Annotated in this window: 13 protein-coding genes; 9 read left to right on the top strand and 4 right to left on the bottom strand. The window is 33.6% G+C overall.

The window, feature by feature from the left end:
* Positions 1 to 128: 128 nt before the first annotated feature.
* Positions 129 to 230, bottom strand: coding sequence for a hypothetical protein (locus BUB42_RS16930; RefSeq protein WP_396177836.1), 102 nt, complete (start codon positions 228 to 230; stop codon positions 129 to 131).
* 576 nt (positions 231 to 806) lie between these two features.
* On the opposite strand from BUB42_RS16930, the gene topA reads away from it, so the two are divergent.
* The 7 genes from topA (at position 807) to BUB42_RS10435 (ending at position 10,472) form a co-directional block, all read left to right on the top strand.
* The gene (gene topA, locus BUB42_RS10465; protein WP_073019932.1) at positions 807 to 3,338 is read left to right on the top strand and encodes a type I DNA topoisomerase; all 2,532 of its coding nucleotides are present in this window, start codon (positions 807 to 809) and stop codon (positions 3,336 to 3,338) included.
* A gap of 102 nt (positions 3,339 to 3,440) precedes the next feature.
* The gene (locus BUB42_RS10460) at positions 3,441 to 4,592 is read left to right on the top strand and encodes a formimidoylglutamase (RefSeq protein ID WP_073019930.1); all 1,152 of its coding nucleotides are present in this window, start codon (positions 3,441 to 3,443) and stop codon (positions 4,590 to 4,592) included.
* A gap of 128 nt (positions 4,593 to 4,720) precedes the next feature.
* Positions 4,721 to 6,121, top strand: a complete 1,401-nt coding sequence (gene porK / locus BUB42_RS10455; RefSeq protein WP_073019928.1) for a T9SS ring complex lipoprotein PorK/GldK — start codon at positions 4,721 to 4,723, stop codon at positions 6,119 to 6,121.
* A gap of 40 nt (positions 6,122 to 6,161) precedes the next feature.
* A complete protein-coding gene (porL, locus tag BUB42_RS10450; RefSeq protein WP_073019926.1) occupies positions 6,162 to 6,809 on the top strand; it encodes a type IX secretion system motor protein PorL/GldL in 648 nt (215 codons plus the stop codon).
* A gap of 45 nt (positions 6,810 to 6,854) precedes the next feature.
* A complete protein-coding gene (porM, locus tag BUB42_RS10445; protein ID WP_073019924.1) occupies positions 6,855 to 8,396 on the top strand; it encodes a type IX secretion system motor protein PorM/GldM in 1,542 nt (513 codons plus the stop codon).
* A gap of 44 nt (positions 8,397 to 8,440) precedes the next feature.
* Positions 8,441 to 9,331 carry a type IX secretion system ring subunit PorN/GldN gene (gene porN / locus BUB42_RS10440; RefSeq protein WP_073019922.1) on the top strand — a complete coding sequence of 297 codons (891 nt, stop codon included), beginning with the start codon at positions 8,441 to 8,443 and terminating at the stop codon, positions 9,329 to 9,331.
* Between the two features lie 94 nt (positions 9,332 to 9,425).
* On the top strand, positions 9,426 to 10,472 hold the full coding sequence (locus BUB42_RS10435; RefSeq protein WP_073019920.1) for an NAD(P)/FAD-dependent oxidoreductase: 1,047 nt from the start codon (positions 9,426 to 9,428) through the stop codon (positions 10,470 to 10,472).
* 8 nt (positions 10,473 to 10,480) lie between these two features.
* Here BUB42_RS10435 and BUB42_RS10430 read toward each other — a convergent pair whose 3' ends face one another.
* A complete protein-coding gene (locus tag BUB42_RS10430) occupies positions 10,481 to 10,864 on the bottom strand; it encodes a DUF983 domain-containing protein (protein WP_073019918.1) in 384 nt (127 codons plus the stop codon).
* Positions 10,865 to 10,929: 65 nt separating this feature from the next.
* Here BUB42_RS10430 and BUB42_RS10425 point away from each other — a divergent pair, with 65 nt between their 5' ends.
* Positions 10,930 to 12,837 carry an ABC transporter ATP-binding protein gene (locus tag BUB42_RS10425; protein WP_073019916.1) on the top strand — a complete coding sequence of 636 codons (1,908 nt, stop codon included), beginning with the start codon at positions 10,930 to 10,932 and terminating at the stop codon, positions 12,835 to 12,837.
* Between the two features lie 31 nt (positions 12,838 to 12,868).
* Here BUB42_RS10425 and BUB42_RS10420 read toward each other — a convergent pair whose 3' ends face one another.
* Complete coding sequence (locus BUB42_RS10420) at positions 12,869 to 13,837, bottom strand: App1 family protein (RefSeq protein ID WP_073019914.1); 969 nt, start codon at positions 13,835 to 13,837, stop codon at positions 12,869 to 12,871.
* 64 nt (positions 13,838 to 13,901) lie between these two features.
* Here BUB42_RS10420 and BUB42_RS10415 point away from each other — a divergent pair, with 64 nt between their 5' ends.
* Positions 13,902 to 14,792, top strand: a complete 891-nt coding sequence (locus BUB42_RS10415; protein ID WP_073019912.1) for a diacylglycerol/lipid kinase family protein — start codon at positions 13,902 to 13,904, stop codon at positions 14,790 to 14,792.
* Here the strand turns inward: BUB42_RS10415 and BUB42_RS10410 are convergent.
* Positions 14,785 to 15,933 (bottom strand): 8-amino-7-oxononanoate synthase, encoded by a 1,149-nt coding sequence (locus BUB42_RS10410; protein ID WP_073020358.1) that lies wholly within the window; start codon positions 15,931 to 15,933, stop codon positions 14,785 to 14,787. The two genes, BUB42_RS10415 and BUB42_RS10410, sit on opposite strands and share 8 nt — an antisense overlap.
* Between the last annotated feature and the right edge of the window lie 32 nt (positions 15,934 to 15,965).

Here is a 15,965-nt window from a genome sequence, read left to right as displayed (position 1 = left end):
TTCTAAAACAGGAAACTTTTACTTTTTTTACTCCGGGATTTCCACTTCAATCTGGGCTAAACAGTGTGGGCAATTTTCTAATGTAATTCTTTTATCACAGTTTAATTCTAGAGAAGATTTCATCAACTTCATTTTCCCCACAAAAGCGAGTTATTTCTGCGAGTTATTTCTGCGAGTTCTCTCTGATTTCCATATTCTCGTATTCTTTTTATGATTAACATTTTCATCAATTGCCAATCAATTGCTAGTAAGTAGTGGCTTAAATGTTACTCTTAGAAATTTTGAAAAATCTGATTTGTAGTTTTCGTCTTTTTTCAATTGCTTTATGCCACGAAAAATTGGGACACTTTCTAAAAAGACTACTTCAAAATCTAGTTTCCTTTAATGTTAAAAAACAAATTTGTAGTCACCCTTCGATTATCTTTTATAATTGCGCCCAGTGCTTACTGATATTCATCAATAAAAATTTCGAATTGTTGCTTGCCGATGTTTCTATATAGCAACTCCCGTTGTGCCTTTATATCGAAGTGAACTCTTTTTACGATTTTAAAAATTATTTTGATAAAGTAAATGTTAACTAATTCGTTTCAAAATGTAAAGTAAAAATTTACAAATTGACTGCATATCCTTTTTCAAAGTGTATTGATTACAATTTGAATTTAAGCTTTGACCTTGTTTCATATCCATAAATTTAATTCCTTTTCAATATAAATAAACGATAATTGCAACTTTAAAAACATTTTTAAAATCACCAAAAGCCCGATATTTAAAAAAAACTTCTACTTTTGTCCCAGAAAAATAGAGCAATGGCAAAGAATTTAGTTATAGTGGAGTCACCTGCAAAGGCGAAAACAATCGAAAAATTTCTAGGAAGCGATTTTCAAGTGGAGTCCAGTTATGGACATATTGCCGACTTACCTTCTAAGGAAATTGGCGTAGATGTAGAAAATGGTTTTAAACCTAAATACGAAGTTTCTGCTGATAAGAAAGCATTAGTTACAAAATTAAAAGGACTAGCTAAAAAGGCCGATATGGTTTGGTTAGCAAGTGATGAGGATCGCGAGGGAGAAGCTATTTCTTGGCATTTAGCCGAGGAATTAAATTTGGATAAAAAGAAAACCAAGCGAATTGTTTTTCACGAGATTACTAAAACAGCCATTTTAAAAGCAATTGAAAATCCTCGTGAAATTGATTATAATTTGGTAAATGCACAGCAAGCACGACGCGTTCTAGATAGATTGGTTGGTTACGAATTATCGCCTGTGCTTTGGAGAAAAATAAAAGGCGGGCTTTCGGCTGGACGTGTACAATCAGTTTCAGTTCGATTGATTGTGGAGCGTGAAAGAGAAATTCAAAACTTTAGCGCTGTTGCAACTTATTCTGTTGTAGCTGAATTCACCAACGAATCCGGAAAGACATTCAAAGCAAAATTGCCTAAAAATTTCAATACTAAAAAAGAAGCCGAAGATTTTTTAAATAAAAATATAGGTTCTACATATAAGGTTTCGGATTTAGAAACTAAGCCTACTAAAAAATCACCAACAGGTCCTTTTACCACTTCGACTTTGCAACAAGAAGCCGCTCGTAAATTGTATCTGCCAGTAGGGATTACCATGCAACTCGCACAACGTCTATACGAAGCGGGATTGATTACTTACATGAGAACTGATAGTGTGAACTTGTCCAAAGATGCGATGGAAGCAGCTCAGACAGAAATTATCAAATCTTACGGTAAAGAATTTTCTAAACCACGAACTTTTGTCAATAAAAGTAAGGGAGCTCAGGAGGCACACGAAGCAATTCGTCCTACTGATATGTCAAGACACACTGTAAATATTGATAGAGATCAAGCACGTTTATATGATTTGATTTGGAAAAGAACTTTAGCTTCGCAAATGAGTGATGCGCTGTTAGAACGTACAAATGTGAAAATTGAAGCTAATAATCACGGCGATATATTTTCGGCCTCCGGCGAAGTATTGCTTTTTGAAGGTTTTTTAAAGGTTTATTTGGAAGGAGATGATGACGACGATGAAGAGCAAGAAGGAATGTTGCCAGCAATGAAAGTCAACGAGAAATTACAAAATAATTATATTACAGCTACTGAGCGTTATTCGCGTGCTGCTGCAAGATATACGGAAGCATCTTTAGTTAAAAAACTTGAGGAACTGGGCATTGGTCGTCCTTCTACCTACGCACCTACAATTTCTACCATTATTAATCGGAACTATGTAGAGAAAGGAAATCTTGACGGTCAAGAACGCAATTATACCCAACTGACTTTGCAAAAAGGTAAAGTAGGAGAGAAGTTACTAAAAGAAAACACCGGTTCTGATAAAGGGAAATTAGTCCCAACGGATATTGGTACTATTGTGACGGATTTCTTGGTGAAGAATTTCGAAAATATTCTCGACTATAATTTTACCGCAAAAGTGGAACAAGATTTTGATGAAATTGCTGAAGGAAATATCGTCTGGACAAAAATGATGCAAGAATTCTACGATCAGTTTCATCCAAATGTTAAAGATGTAGAAGCAAATGCTGAAAGAGAAAGTGGAGAGCGAATTTTAGGAACCGATCCAAAAACGGGAAAACCAGTTTCAGTTCGCTTGGGAAAATTTGGACCCATGGCACAAATTGGAGCTGCTGATGATGAAGAGAAGAAGTTTGCTAGTTTGATGAATGACCAAAATATTGGAAACATCACATTGGAGGAAACATTGAATTTATTTTTGTTACCAAAAAATCTTGGAAATTATAAGGAGGAAGAAGTTGAGGTCAGTAATGGTCGATATGGTCCTTACATTCGTCATGGAGCAGCTTTCGTGTCTTTACCAAAAGGCGAAAATCCACTAGATGTAGATTTCGATCGAGCAAAAGAACTAATTGATGAAAAAGCACTTGCTGATGCACCTATTGCAATATATAAAGGTGAAGGTGTGCAAAAAGGAGTAGGTCGTTTTGGTGCTTTTATAAAATGGGATAGTCTGTTTATAAATGTCAGTAAAAAATATGATTTTGATAATTTATCTCAGTTAGACATCGAAGCGTTGATTGAAGATAAACTACAGAAAAATATTGATAAGGTTTTGCACAACTGGGAAGAGGAAGGTATTTTAGTAGAAAAGGCTCGATGGGGACGTTCGGTCATTACCAAAGGCAAGATCAAAATTGAATTAAGTAAAGATGTGGATGCTACAAAATTGACATTGGAAGAAGTTCAGGAAATGATCGCTAAGAAAACACCGGCGAAAAAGGTAGTTGCAAAAAAAGCACCTGCAAAAAAAGCAGTTGCAAAGAAAGCACCTGCAAAAAAAGCAGCTGTCAAAAAGAAGTAACAAAGCCATAATTGATAATATCTCGTCCCGCTTTCTTTCGCGTAGTCAGTTTGCTGTCGTTAATAATGCAAGGATAATAGGGGAGAGGAAAAAAAATAAAAAATGGAATTTGATTTTCTTAGACCTCTACAACACGAAATTCTCGATTATATATTAAAATTGAGTTCGCAACAATTAGGAAGTAAAATTGTTTTACATACAGATCAGGCTTTTCCTGATTTAGATAAAATTCAAATTGCCGTTATTGGAATTTGTGAAAATCGAGGTCTTAATAATGACATTTTAGAAATTGATTTAATTGCAGTCCGTAAAGAATTGTATAGATTGTTCCCGGGAAATTGGGATGCTTCTATTGCTGATCTTGGTGATATATTAGCCGGAAACTCAGTCGAAGATACTTATTTTGCACTTAAAAAAGTAGCTGCCAGTTTAATTAAGAAAAAAATTATTCCTATTGTAATCGGTGGTTCTCAAGATTTGACGTATGCATTGTATAGGGGTTTTGATGAGCTAGAGCAAATGGTTAACTTAGTTTCAATTGACAATAAATTCGATTTTGGAAAAGAAAATGAAGTAATGTCTGCAACTTCTTATCTCACGCAAATTATTGTTGACGAGCCAAATAATCTATTTAATTACTGTAACATAGGTTATCAGACCTATTATAATTCTCAAGAGGAAATTGATCTTATTGAAAAGCTTTATTTTGATGCCTATAGGTTAGGAGAAGTTTCTAATAATATTGCTATTGCTGAACCTGTCTTTAGAGACGCAGATCTGGTAAGTATCGATATGAGCGCAGTAAAATCTGCTGATTCAGGTAATTTTATTTCGTTCCAACCAAATGGTTTCAACGGTAAAGAAATTTGTGCATTGTCCCGCTACGCAGGAATAAGTGATAAAGTGTCATCTTTTGGAATATTTAATCACAACAATACTGTTCAGGAATCGGTGTTAATTGCACAAATAATTTGGTATTTCATAGAAGGTTTTCATTATCGCTCCTATGAATATCCTTTTGGAAGTAAAGAAAATTATTTGAAATATACTGTGTTGCTAGAAGAGGTGGAACTTATTTTTTATAAAAGTGATAAAACGGATCGCTGGTGGATAGAAATACCTTTTATTTCAAGTAGTAATAATAAATTAAAAAGAAATACGTTATTACCTTGTTCTTATGACGAATATTTATTGGCTTGCAATCAAGAACTGCCTGAAAGATGGTGGAAAGCGCAGCGCAAAACAGTCATATAGAGCATTTTAGTACTTATTTAAGAATAATTTATAAAAATTTTATGTTTTTAATAAAAAAATTGTTTTTGTAAAAAAAATTAAATAGGTTTACAGCCTTAAATATAATGAACAGATAACCCCCAAATTAGATGAAGAAGTTTATAGCTTTTGTAACAGTTTTATCCCTAATTATCAGCTGTGGTAGATCAAGTGATAAAGGAGAATTAGTTGGTATTAATGGTGGAAAATGGCATCCTGAAAAGCCGTTTGGAATGGCATTAATCCCCGGTGGTGCGTTCATAATGGGTAAATCAGACGCTGATTTAGCTAATGTGGAAGATGCTCCAACAAAAACCGTAACCGTTCGTGCATTTTACATGGATGAAACTGAAATTACTAATAGCGAATACCGCCAGTTTGTTGAATGGGTTAAAGATTCTACGATTAGAGTTCGTTTAGCTATTCTTGCCGATATGAGCGGGCAAACAGCTGCTACTGGAAAAGGAAAAAATGCTACAAGTATCGCTGATTTTGCATTTGACGATTCGGATCCTACCAAAATGACTGCTTACGACAAATACATGACTGATAATTATTACAGCGTTGGTACCGCCGATGATGAATATGCAGGTCGGAAACTCAATAAAAAAGTAAAATTAATCAAGGATACTAAATTATATCCTGATGAATATTATACCGAGGTAATGGATTCAATGTACATTCCGATAGAAGAATCATACAACGGACTTCGGACAATAGATGTTGATAAACTAAAGTTCCGCTACTCTTGGATGGATATTCAAGCTGCCGCTAAAGCAAAAGTAGGTAAGAGAAAAGACTTTATCAAAACTGAGGAGGTTAAGATTTATCCAGATACTACTGTGTGGATTAAGGATTTCGCCTATTCTTACAACGAACCAATGCATAACGACTATTTTTGGCATAAAGCTTATGGAGAATATCCTGTAGTAGGTGTAAAATGGACACAAGCTAAAGCGTTTTGCGCATGGAGAACATTAAACAAAAATACTTATATTAAGTCAAAAAAGAAGGGCCGTGATTTGATAAATAGTTTCAGATTACCAACTGAGGCCGAATGGGAGTATGCTGCAAGAGGTGGTTTACAGTCGGCTACTTATCCTTGGGGAGGTCCATATACTAAGAATGACAGAGGATGTTTCTTAGCTAATTTTAAGCCAAACAGAGGGGATTACGCTGCCGACGAAGCATTGTACACAGTTGAAGCAAAATCGTATGATCCAAACGGATATAACTTATACAACATGGCAGGAAATGTTTCAGAGTGGACGGATTCGTCTTATGATTCAAATGCCTATGAATACGTTTCATCAATGAACCCTAATGTTCAGGATGGTTCCAATAAACGTAAAATACTTCGTGGTGGTTCATGGAAAGACGTTGCTTATTTCCTACAAGTAAGTACAAGAGACTATGAATACGCAGACTCTGCTAGAAGCTACATCGGTTTTAGAACGGTGCAAGATTATATGGGAACGCAAACTACGGGTAACGTAAAAAAGAAGAAATAAACAAAAAAACCAAATCTATTAAATTTAAATTTACATTATTATGGCATTATTGAGCAAAAAAGCGATGAATTTCGCGTATGGTATGGGAGCGGCAGTTGTAATCATAGGGGCATTATTTAAAATTACTCACATTGAATTTGGCGTTTTAACTGGAAATCTCATGCTAACGATTGGTTTAGTGGTTGAAGCAGCTATTTTTGCACTGTCAGCATTTGAACCTGTTGACAAAGATTTAGATTGGACATTAGTTTATCCAGAATTAGCAAACGCTGATCTTAAACCAACGCTAAGAAAGGTTGAAGCTTCGGATGATTCTCAAGGTTTGTTATCGCAAAAATTAGATGCAATGTTGAAAGATGCTAAAATTGATGGAGAATTAATGGCAAGTTTAGGAAATAGCATCAGAAATTTTGAATCAGCGGCTAAAGATATCGCACCTACGGTAGATTCTATCGCCTCTACAAAAAAATATAGTGAGGAATTGATTTTGGCGGCAGCCCAGATGGAGTCTTTAAATAGTTTATACAAAATACAATTACAAAGCGCTTCTAGAAATGCTCAGATTAATGAAGAAGTTGCTGAAAATAATCTAAAGTTAAAAGATCAGATGCAATCATTGACTGTTAATTTGTCGTCATTGAATAATGTATATGGCGGAATGCTTTCTGCAATGAATAACAAAGGATAATTAGTTTCGAACTAGTATATATAACAAACTAATTATTTAGAAATTATGGCAGGAGGAAAACTAACCCCTAGACAGAAGATGATTAACCTAATGTACCTGGTTTTCATTGCAATGTTAGCACTAAATATGTCCAAAGAAGTATTATCTGCTTTTGGATTAATGAACGAAAAATTTGAGAATTCGAATAATGCGGCGCAAATGTCTAATGCTCAAATGCTGAGTAGTTTAGACATGAAAGCATCAGAAGCTGGTGGAGAATTTGCAACAGCATCAATAACAGCTCACAAGGTAGAAACCATCACGAAAAACTTTTATGAATACATCGCAAAGATAAAAACGGATGTGCTAATTGGAACTGAGGTAGATGCTGAAACCGGTAAATTGCCTTATGAGGAAATGGATAAAGGCGATAACATAGATAATTTATGGTTTAGCCCCGCAGGTTATTCCGCTAAGGGAAAAGAAGTTATTGCTACGGTTGAAAAGTACAAGACTGACATGAAGTTGGCTTTGGGTGACAATAAAAAATTAGCTTCTATAATTGGTGAAGTTGAAAGTAAATTTGACTTATCCAAGGTTAAAAATAAGGATGGAATCGCAATTGATTATTTAGATTATCATTTTAAAGGATTTCCGGCTGTTGCTACGCTAGCAAAATTGTCCGCTTGGCAAAATGATGTGAAAAAATCAGAAACTGACGTTTACAATACTTTATTAGGTAAAGCCGCAGTAGCTGCTGCCTCGTATAGTAATTATCAAGCTATTGTAGTTTTAGAAAAGAATGCTTATTTTCCTGGAGAAACTGTAAAAGGAAAAGTTGTTTTAGGACGATATGATGAAAATACAAAACCAACATCATTTAACGGACCAGGTAAAATTGTTAATGGGCAAGCTGTCATCGAAATGACTGCTGGAGGTGTGGGTGAGCAAGATATTAATGGTCAATTTACGTTCTTAGAAGATGGCAAAAACATCCCTCTTAAATTTAGTGGTAATTACGTAGTTGTACCTAGACCTAATTCGGCAACTATTTCTGCTGACAAAATGAATGTAGTTTATAGAGGCGTTGTTAATCCTATGACTATTTCGTTTGCTGGTGTTGCTAGTGATAAAATTAGTGCATCTGCTCCAGGATTAAGTTCTGCAGGTGGTGGTAAATATAAGATGAGTCCAGGTTCAGGTAACGAAGTTGTAATAAATGTTAGCGCTACTCTTAATGACGGCTCGAAAGTATCTGATAGAAGATCATTTAGAATTAAAGGAATTCCGAGTCCAACAGGAACTATTAGAGGTGAAATGGGTGTTGTTAAGGGACCTAAATCAAATTTAGAGATAGCGACTATAGGAGCTAAATTATTAGATTTTGACTTTGAAGTTGGCTTAACAGTTGAGGGATTCAATCTTAAAATCGCTGGACAGCCTACAGTGGTTGTGCAGGGGAATAGGTTAGATGCTAAATGTAAAGCGGTACTTGCTAGAGCAGGACGAGGGGATCAAGTTACTATTTCTGAAATTCAAACAAAACTCGTTGGAGCTGGTAATTATATGTTGCCAAGAACGGCACCTGTAATTTTTGAACTACAATAATAAGCGCTTTTTAAAGTGCTAAAATATCTTAAAAGCATAAAATGATGAATGTAAAAAAAATTTTAATCGCTGTACTTGCTATTTCAGGAAGTTTTGCTTCCGTCGCTCAATCTAATCTGCTTAACGCAAAGACGCCTGACGAAATAGGACTTAAAACTATTGCACAATTAGACTCTGATAATGACAAACCGTTGTCTTATGGTTATGTGCACGATAGAGATGTTTTGATGGGTAAAACAACTTGGGAAATAATTGATTTAAGTGAAAGAATTAATTTCGCTTTATATTTTCCAATCGATACGGCAAACATAGGTTCAGATAGAAGGTCTTTATATGATGTTTTGACAAGAGCGATGAAAAGCGGTGAAATCACTGAGGTTTATACTGATGGTTATTTCAACACTAAAAGATCTTTGCAAGACATTCAAGGTTCTCTAACGCGCATAGATACCACTGATGCTGGTAGAGAACAGATCAATGCTGGAAATAAAATTTCAGATGAATATATTTTAAGACAAGATTTAACTGCTGCAGATGTAACTGAATACAAAATAAAAGGATACTGGTATTTTGACAAACGCCAAAGCGAATTAAAGTATCGTCTTTTAGGAATATGTCCAGTAACTCCAGATGTTTATTCAATGAATAGCGAAGAGAAAGATTATATTGAGTTATTTTGGATCTTTTTTCCTGCCGCTCGAGATGTGTTACATGATGCAAAAGCTTTCAATGAAAAGAATTCAGCTATGCCTATTTCATTTGATCAAATTTTGAATTCAAGACGTTTTAACAGTGTAATTTACAAAGAAGAAAACGTGTACGGAGATAGAGGTATTGACGAGTACATGAAAGATAATGCTCAAAATCAATTACTTGAGTCTGAGCGAGTGAAAGATAAGATTAGGAATTTTGAATCAGATATGTGGAATTACTAAACGACGCTAGATTATATATTAAAACTCCTACTGTAATAGTAGGAGTTTTTTTAATTTATGGCCATTTTATTTACACATCACAATATTGTTAAGAATGATTGATTATTTAATAGTTGGTTCTGGTTTAGCTGGAATTTCTTTTGCTGAAACAGCATTGCGAAATGGTAAGTCGATATACATTTTGGATAATAATTCGCAAAATTCATCAGCAATAGCTGGTGGACTTTACAATCCAGTTATTTTAAAACGTTTTAGTGAAGTGTGGAGAGCAAAGGAACAAATTAACTTATTAACTGATTTTTACGCTACGTTAGAATCTAAACTATCTGTCAAAGTTGATTTTAAAATTCCAATTTTAAGAAAGTTTTTCTCTATTGAAGAGCAAAACAATTGGTTTGCCGCCTCTGATAAGATTGCATTAGCGCCATTTTTATCAACTACTTTAATATCAAAAAAATTTGCTGGTATTAATTCCCCTTTTGGATATGGGGAAGTTTTGCAAACTGGTTATGTGGATACAGCTTTGCTTTTAACTAAGTACAAAATATATCTAAAAGACAATAATTGGTTCGAAGAAGAAAATTTTGAATATGAAATACTACAATTTACTAATCGAGGTGTAAATTACAAAAATATCGAGGCAAGAAATATAATATTTGCTGAAGGTTTCGGTATGCATTCTAATCCTTATTTCAACGATTTACCTTTAGATGGCACTAAAGGTGAGCTTTTTATAATTAGCGCACCTGAATTAGATTTAGATATTATAGTTAATACGAGCGTTTTTATTCTGCCTTTAGGTAAAAATTTGTTTAAAGTAGGTGCAACTTACAATTGGAAAGATAAAACGAATTTACCTACAGACGAAGGAAAAGCAGAGCTAATAGAAAGAATTCGCGAAATTATAACTTGTGATTTTAAGATCATCTCCCATTTTGCGGGAGTTCGTCCAACGGTAAAAGACAGACGACCTCTAGTAGGAACACATCATGATCACAATCAATTGCACATTTTAAACGGATTAGGAACACGAGGTGTAATGCTCGGACCTGCAATGGCAAAAGCTCTCTTTGAATTTATTGAATATCACGTTCCTTTACAGGATGAAATTGATATTAAAAGATTCAGACGCAAAGCGTAAAAACTACACTACTTTTTATTCGTTTTTGGATCATAGGTTACAAACATATTAATGTATATATTTCGAGACCATCGCAAAACAAATGGGAAAGAAATAATTAGGGCTGCGATAATAACAATAAATGCGACTTTTAGACCAGAATGAAAAATAAAAAATGAAGTAATGAAAGCGGCAACGCCGATGGCAACATTTAATCCATAACTGACATACATCGCTCCAAAAAAGAAAGAAGGCTCAAGTTGATAATGCAGACCACAATGACTACAATTCTCATTCATTTTTAATATATTATTTAGATGGAGCGGATTTTTATCCAAATACATACTCTCATTCTGACATTTTGGACAAGTTCCTGTTAAAATACTATTTAGTTTGGATCCTTTTTTTAACATTTGCAAAAATTTTTAACAAAGGTACATATTTTCGAAAAGTACCAATGTAACATTAGTCACAAACTATGCTTAATATACACAATTTATCCGTTTCATTCGGTGGAACATATTTATTTGAAGAAGTTACTTTTCGCCTTGGAGCTGGAGACCGAGTAGGACTTGTTGGCAAAAATGGTGCTGGTAAATCAACCATGCTTAAAATTCTGGCAGGAGATTTTAAGCCAGATTCTGGTCAAATTGCCACCGAAAAGGAAGTTAGGATGGGATTCCTCCGCCAAGACATCGATTTTGAGCAAGGAAGAACTGTTCTTGAAGAAGCGTATGAAGCTTTTACTGATATAAAAATCGTCGAAAAAAAATTGGCGGATATCAATCATTTATTAGTTACCCGCACGGATTACGAAAGTGATGAATATAGCCAAATCATAGAAGATCTCTCTGATTATACGCATCGTTTTGAATTGCTTGGTGGTTATAATTATGTGGGAGATACAGAGAAAATTTTGCTCGGTTTAGGATTTAAAAGAGAAGTATTTGATAATCAAACTGAGACTTTTTCGGGCGGTTGGAGAATGCGTATTGAATTAGCTAAATTATTGTTACAAGCTAATGATATTCTACTACTTGATGAACCAACGAATCACTTGGATATTGAAAGTATCATTTGGTTAGAAAGCTTTCTTCGCAATTACGCTGGTGTTGTTGTAATAGTATCACATGATAAAATGTTTCTAGACAATGTTACTAATAGAACAATTGAAATTTCCCTTGGTAAAGCCTATGATTTTAATAAACCATACTCTGAATATTTAGAATTGCGTCATGAAATTCGTGAGAAGCAATTAGCAACTCAAAAAAATCAAGCCAAGAAAATCGAAGAGACCGAGAAATTAATTGAAAAATTTCGCGCGAAAGCTTCTAAAGCTTCAATGGCGCAGTCATTAATTAAGAAATTAGATAAAGTTGATCGTATTGAAGTTGATGAAGATGATAATTCAGTAATGAATATTACGTTTCCAGTTTCTAAAGAGCCAGGAAGAGTTGTAATAGAGGCAGAGGATGTCTCTAAAAGTTACGGTGACAAAACGATTTTGAAAGATATAAACTTATTAGTTGAACGTGGAAGTAAAATTGCTTTTGTAGGTCAAAATGGGCAAGGAAAATCAACTTTTATCAAAGCTATAGTTGACGAATTTGAATATCAGGGTAATATAAAATTAGGTCATAATGTACAGCTAGGTTATTTTGCCCAAAATCAAGCGGAATATCTTGATGGAGAAATAACTTTACTGCAAACTATGGAGGATGCAGCTGCAGATACTAATCGTATGAAAGTACGTGATATGCTAGGATCATTTTTATTTAGAGGAGATGATGTAGAGAAGAAAGTAAAAGTCCTTTCAGGAGGCGAAAGAAATCGTTTAGCGCTTTGTAAATTGCTTTTGCAGCCTATTAATGTTTTATTAATGGATGAGCCTACAAATCACTTAGATATTAAATCAAAAAATGTTTTAAAAGCAGCATTGCAAAAGTTTGGTGGAACGCTCTTATTGGTTTCTCACGATCGTGATTTCTTGCAAGGCATGTCAAATTTAGTATATGAATTTAAAGACCAAAAAATCAAAGAATATCTTGGCGATATAAACTATTTTCTGGAGCAACGCAACATGGAAAATATGCGTGAAGTAGAGAAAAAAGATGCTCAAAAAGCAAGTTTACCTAAAGAGAGTAATAAAGCATCATACGAAGATCAGAAAAAAGGAAAGGCTTTGCAAAATAAACTTAGTAAAGTAGAAAGCCAAATTAAACAGTTGGAAAGAGACATCCAGCAAGATGACAAAATGCTTGCTTCTAATTATGATAAACATATTGAAGATGCTAAATTTTTTATAGCCTACAATAAGAAAAAAGCGGAGTTGGATAAGTTGCTTTTAGATTGGGAGCTCGTTCAGGAAGAAATAGAAAATGCATAAGTTAACGAGAGTCCCCAAAAGGGACTTTTTTTTATTCAATTATTCCTATTGATTTTGAATGTGCAATAGCTTCGGCGCTATGCTTAAAATAGCAAGTGGCAACATCAAGTGATTCTAAATTTTTTAATACTGCGACAACTTTTTCCTTCTGTTTTGTTGTGGTTTGTCTAATATAAACTGCTTTTACTGTCACCGGAAAAATCTTGGCAATTGATTCGTATAAAAAAACATCTTGTTGTGAGTCATCACCTAAAAGTACATATTCTAGATTTGGATAAAATTCTAATATGTGTTTGATTTTATCAAACTTATGATTATGATTTCCATGCGCAGTAAATATGAAATCCTTCAAGCTTGTTTTTATGTCTTTTAAAAGTAAAACCGCTTTTGGAAGTTTATGAAGTTCGGTAAACTTAATGATGAAACGGTATAAATTCCATTCACTACTGGAAACATAAAAAAACGCATTTTTCTCATCATTATTTTCCCTTCCTGCTGTGCTCAAAGCTTGATAATGAGAAACTACTTCGTCAAATATTTTTCTTTTATTGATATTTTTAAAAAGTAAAACATATAATTTTTTAAAAGGATTCATTGTGTGCGAAACTAAAAAAGTATCATCAATATCAGATATTATTCCAAGATTTCCTTTGTGTGGTCTTATATAACTTTCTTTAGTAAAAATGCTAGCGCCTTTATGGAGGATATTCACCTGATAATTAATCCAACCATAACTTGTATTTTGATCTAACGGAACGCAAAACTTAAAATAACCATCATTTAATGTTTTAGTATGGATTTTAGTACCGTTGTAATCCAAGTAAACATCGGCATTAGCTTGAGTTTTTATCTGGAACATTTTAATGACTGAGGTGGCATTTTTTAAATTTTTCTTCTGAAAATTATATTCTTCAATTGAGGTTGGTCTAAAAACATGTCCCATCACAATTAATTCCTGTTCATTGGCATAACCACGGTATAATTTTAGTATTGGTTTCATATATTGTGTTACTTTTGATAAAAGATGAAATTAAAGTTTTTATATTAATAATACATAATAAATTTTGAAAAATAACATTCTCTTAGTTGTAAACCCTGTATCGGGAGATCTTGACAAATCAGAACTTATTGCAGCAGTAAAAGCTTTTGCTGGTCAACATAATTATATTCTCACCATTTATAGCACCACGGGTAATGCAGATATTGAAGAAATTAAAACATTATATGAGCGTTATAAACCAGAACGAATTCTTGTTGCTGGTGGTGATGGCACCATAAAAATGGTTACTGAAGCAATGCAAAATGACAACATTATTATTGGAATTTTACCTGCGGGTTCCGCTAACGGTCTTGCAGTGGATTTAAATTTGCCTGAAACAATAGCTGAAAACCTAGAAATCGCATTTTTTAATGATTATATGGAAATCGACATCATTTGTATAAATGGTAAAAAAAGCATTCATCTTAGCGACTTAGGTGTCAATGCTGAAATGATTAAAAATTATGAAGGCAGCGCAATCAGGGGAAAGCTAGGCTATGCATTACAAACATTATATACATTGGCTGATTTAAACGATCCTTTTGTTGCAACGATCTCTGGAGATTTCCCTACCGTTATTTCTGAAGCTCGAATGATAGTTATTGCTAATTCTCAAAAATATGGAACTGGTATTTCTATAAATCCAAATGGGAAAATGGATGATGGAAAGTTTGAATTGGTTATTTTAAAAAATATGGACCTTCTTGTTCTTGGTAAAATTATTGCCGGAAACATTCCTTTAAATGTCAATGATGTTGAAATTATTTCTACTAATAAAGCTATAATAACGACAAATATTCCTGTTAGTTTTCAAATAGACGGGGAATATTGCGGAATGGAAACTCGATTAGAGGTAAAAATTCTGCCAAAACAAATGAAAGTTGCTGTCCCAGAATCACAGAAAATTATTATTTAAAAGGATTTCGCTGCTGCCAAATGGTTTCTGGTTCTAAGTACTTAAATATTTTAGGCATAAATGAATTAATTAATTTATTACTGTGTGAAATAAGTCCATACATTTTAACAGGTTTTGCACCTACAGAACTTTTAATTTCTAGGGCTGTTCGAGCAAATATAATTTCATCAAAATTTTTATTAATAGAATAAGCAATCATGTCATACAACATATTTAGGTACAACATATTTTCGCGTTGGATACCATCGTCGTAGCCAAGAAAATAAGTATCCATTACTTTCCCATTTTTTATAAGGGTATTAAAACCAATAAGCTTAGCGCCAATAAAATAGCCGTAAAAAAGAAATTTATCTTTAAAAATTTTTTTAAAAACTCTGAAATGATCTCTTGGTAAAAAGAATGTATTAAAAGGAGCATTTTTAGCTACATGATAATATAATTCATAAATTTCTTTTTCTAGTGAAATAATTTCTTCTAACGATAATTTTCTCTTCTCGATGCAAACTGCTTTTTTTCGCGCTCTTTTATATTGATCGCGATATTTTTTCGAAAGTGAATCAATGTAATCTTGTTCTGTTTTCCAATTTTCATTAATAGAAAAAATCATATTGGGTTGAGTAGAAAACTGATATTCGTTTTTTAATTCTGGGACAGCAAAATTTTTAATCTCTTCATTAGTAAAATCTTTATAGGTAATTATGTGCACCTTTATCCCTTTTACCGCAAAAATGGCTTTTAGATTGTTCGCGGCATTATGTAGCACTTGAACAGCTTTTTTGTGATTAATTCCGTTCGCCAGTGCATACGAATTTTGACCTGTTAACATGTTGTTACCAAGGACTAAAACCTGCGATGCAAAATTTTTAAATACTAAATCTCGTATTTTGGTTTTAACACATTTGTCGCGTCCGCCAAATGATTCAAGTTTATTTAGATCCAAAAACTGAGAAAGAGATATTCCAATTAAATTCTCATTTTCGAAAATTCCAATAAAATGGCAAATCATATTATCAGGGGAAGATTTTTCTAAAACTTCTAAGTATTTTTTACTTAAAAAAATAGTCGAAATTGCCAGATCGTCCCAGTTTGCGGGAAGTTGGGTAGTATTTTGGTAAATGGTAAACGAGTAGTCTGAATTCAAATTGTCAAGTGATATTTTGGCAAAATTAATCA

Source organism: Flavobacterium micromati, assembly GCF_900129585.1.
In the GTDB taxonomy this organism is placed as follows: domain Bacteria; phylum Bacteroidota; class Bacteroidia; order Flavobacteriales; family Flavobacteriaceae; genus Flavobacterium; species Flavobacterium micromati.
The sequence above is the reverse complement of the archived record's forward strand: the minus strand, read 5'-3'. Positions and strand labels throughout refer to the sequence as shown.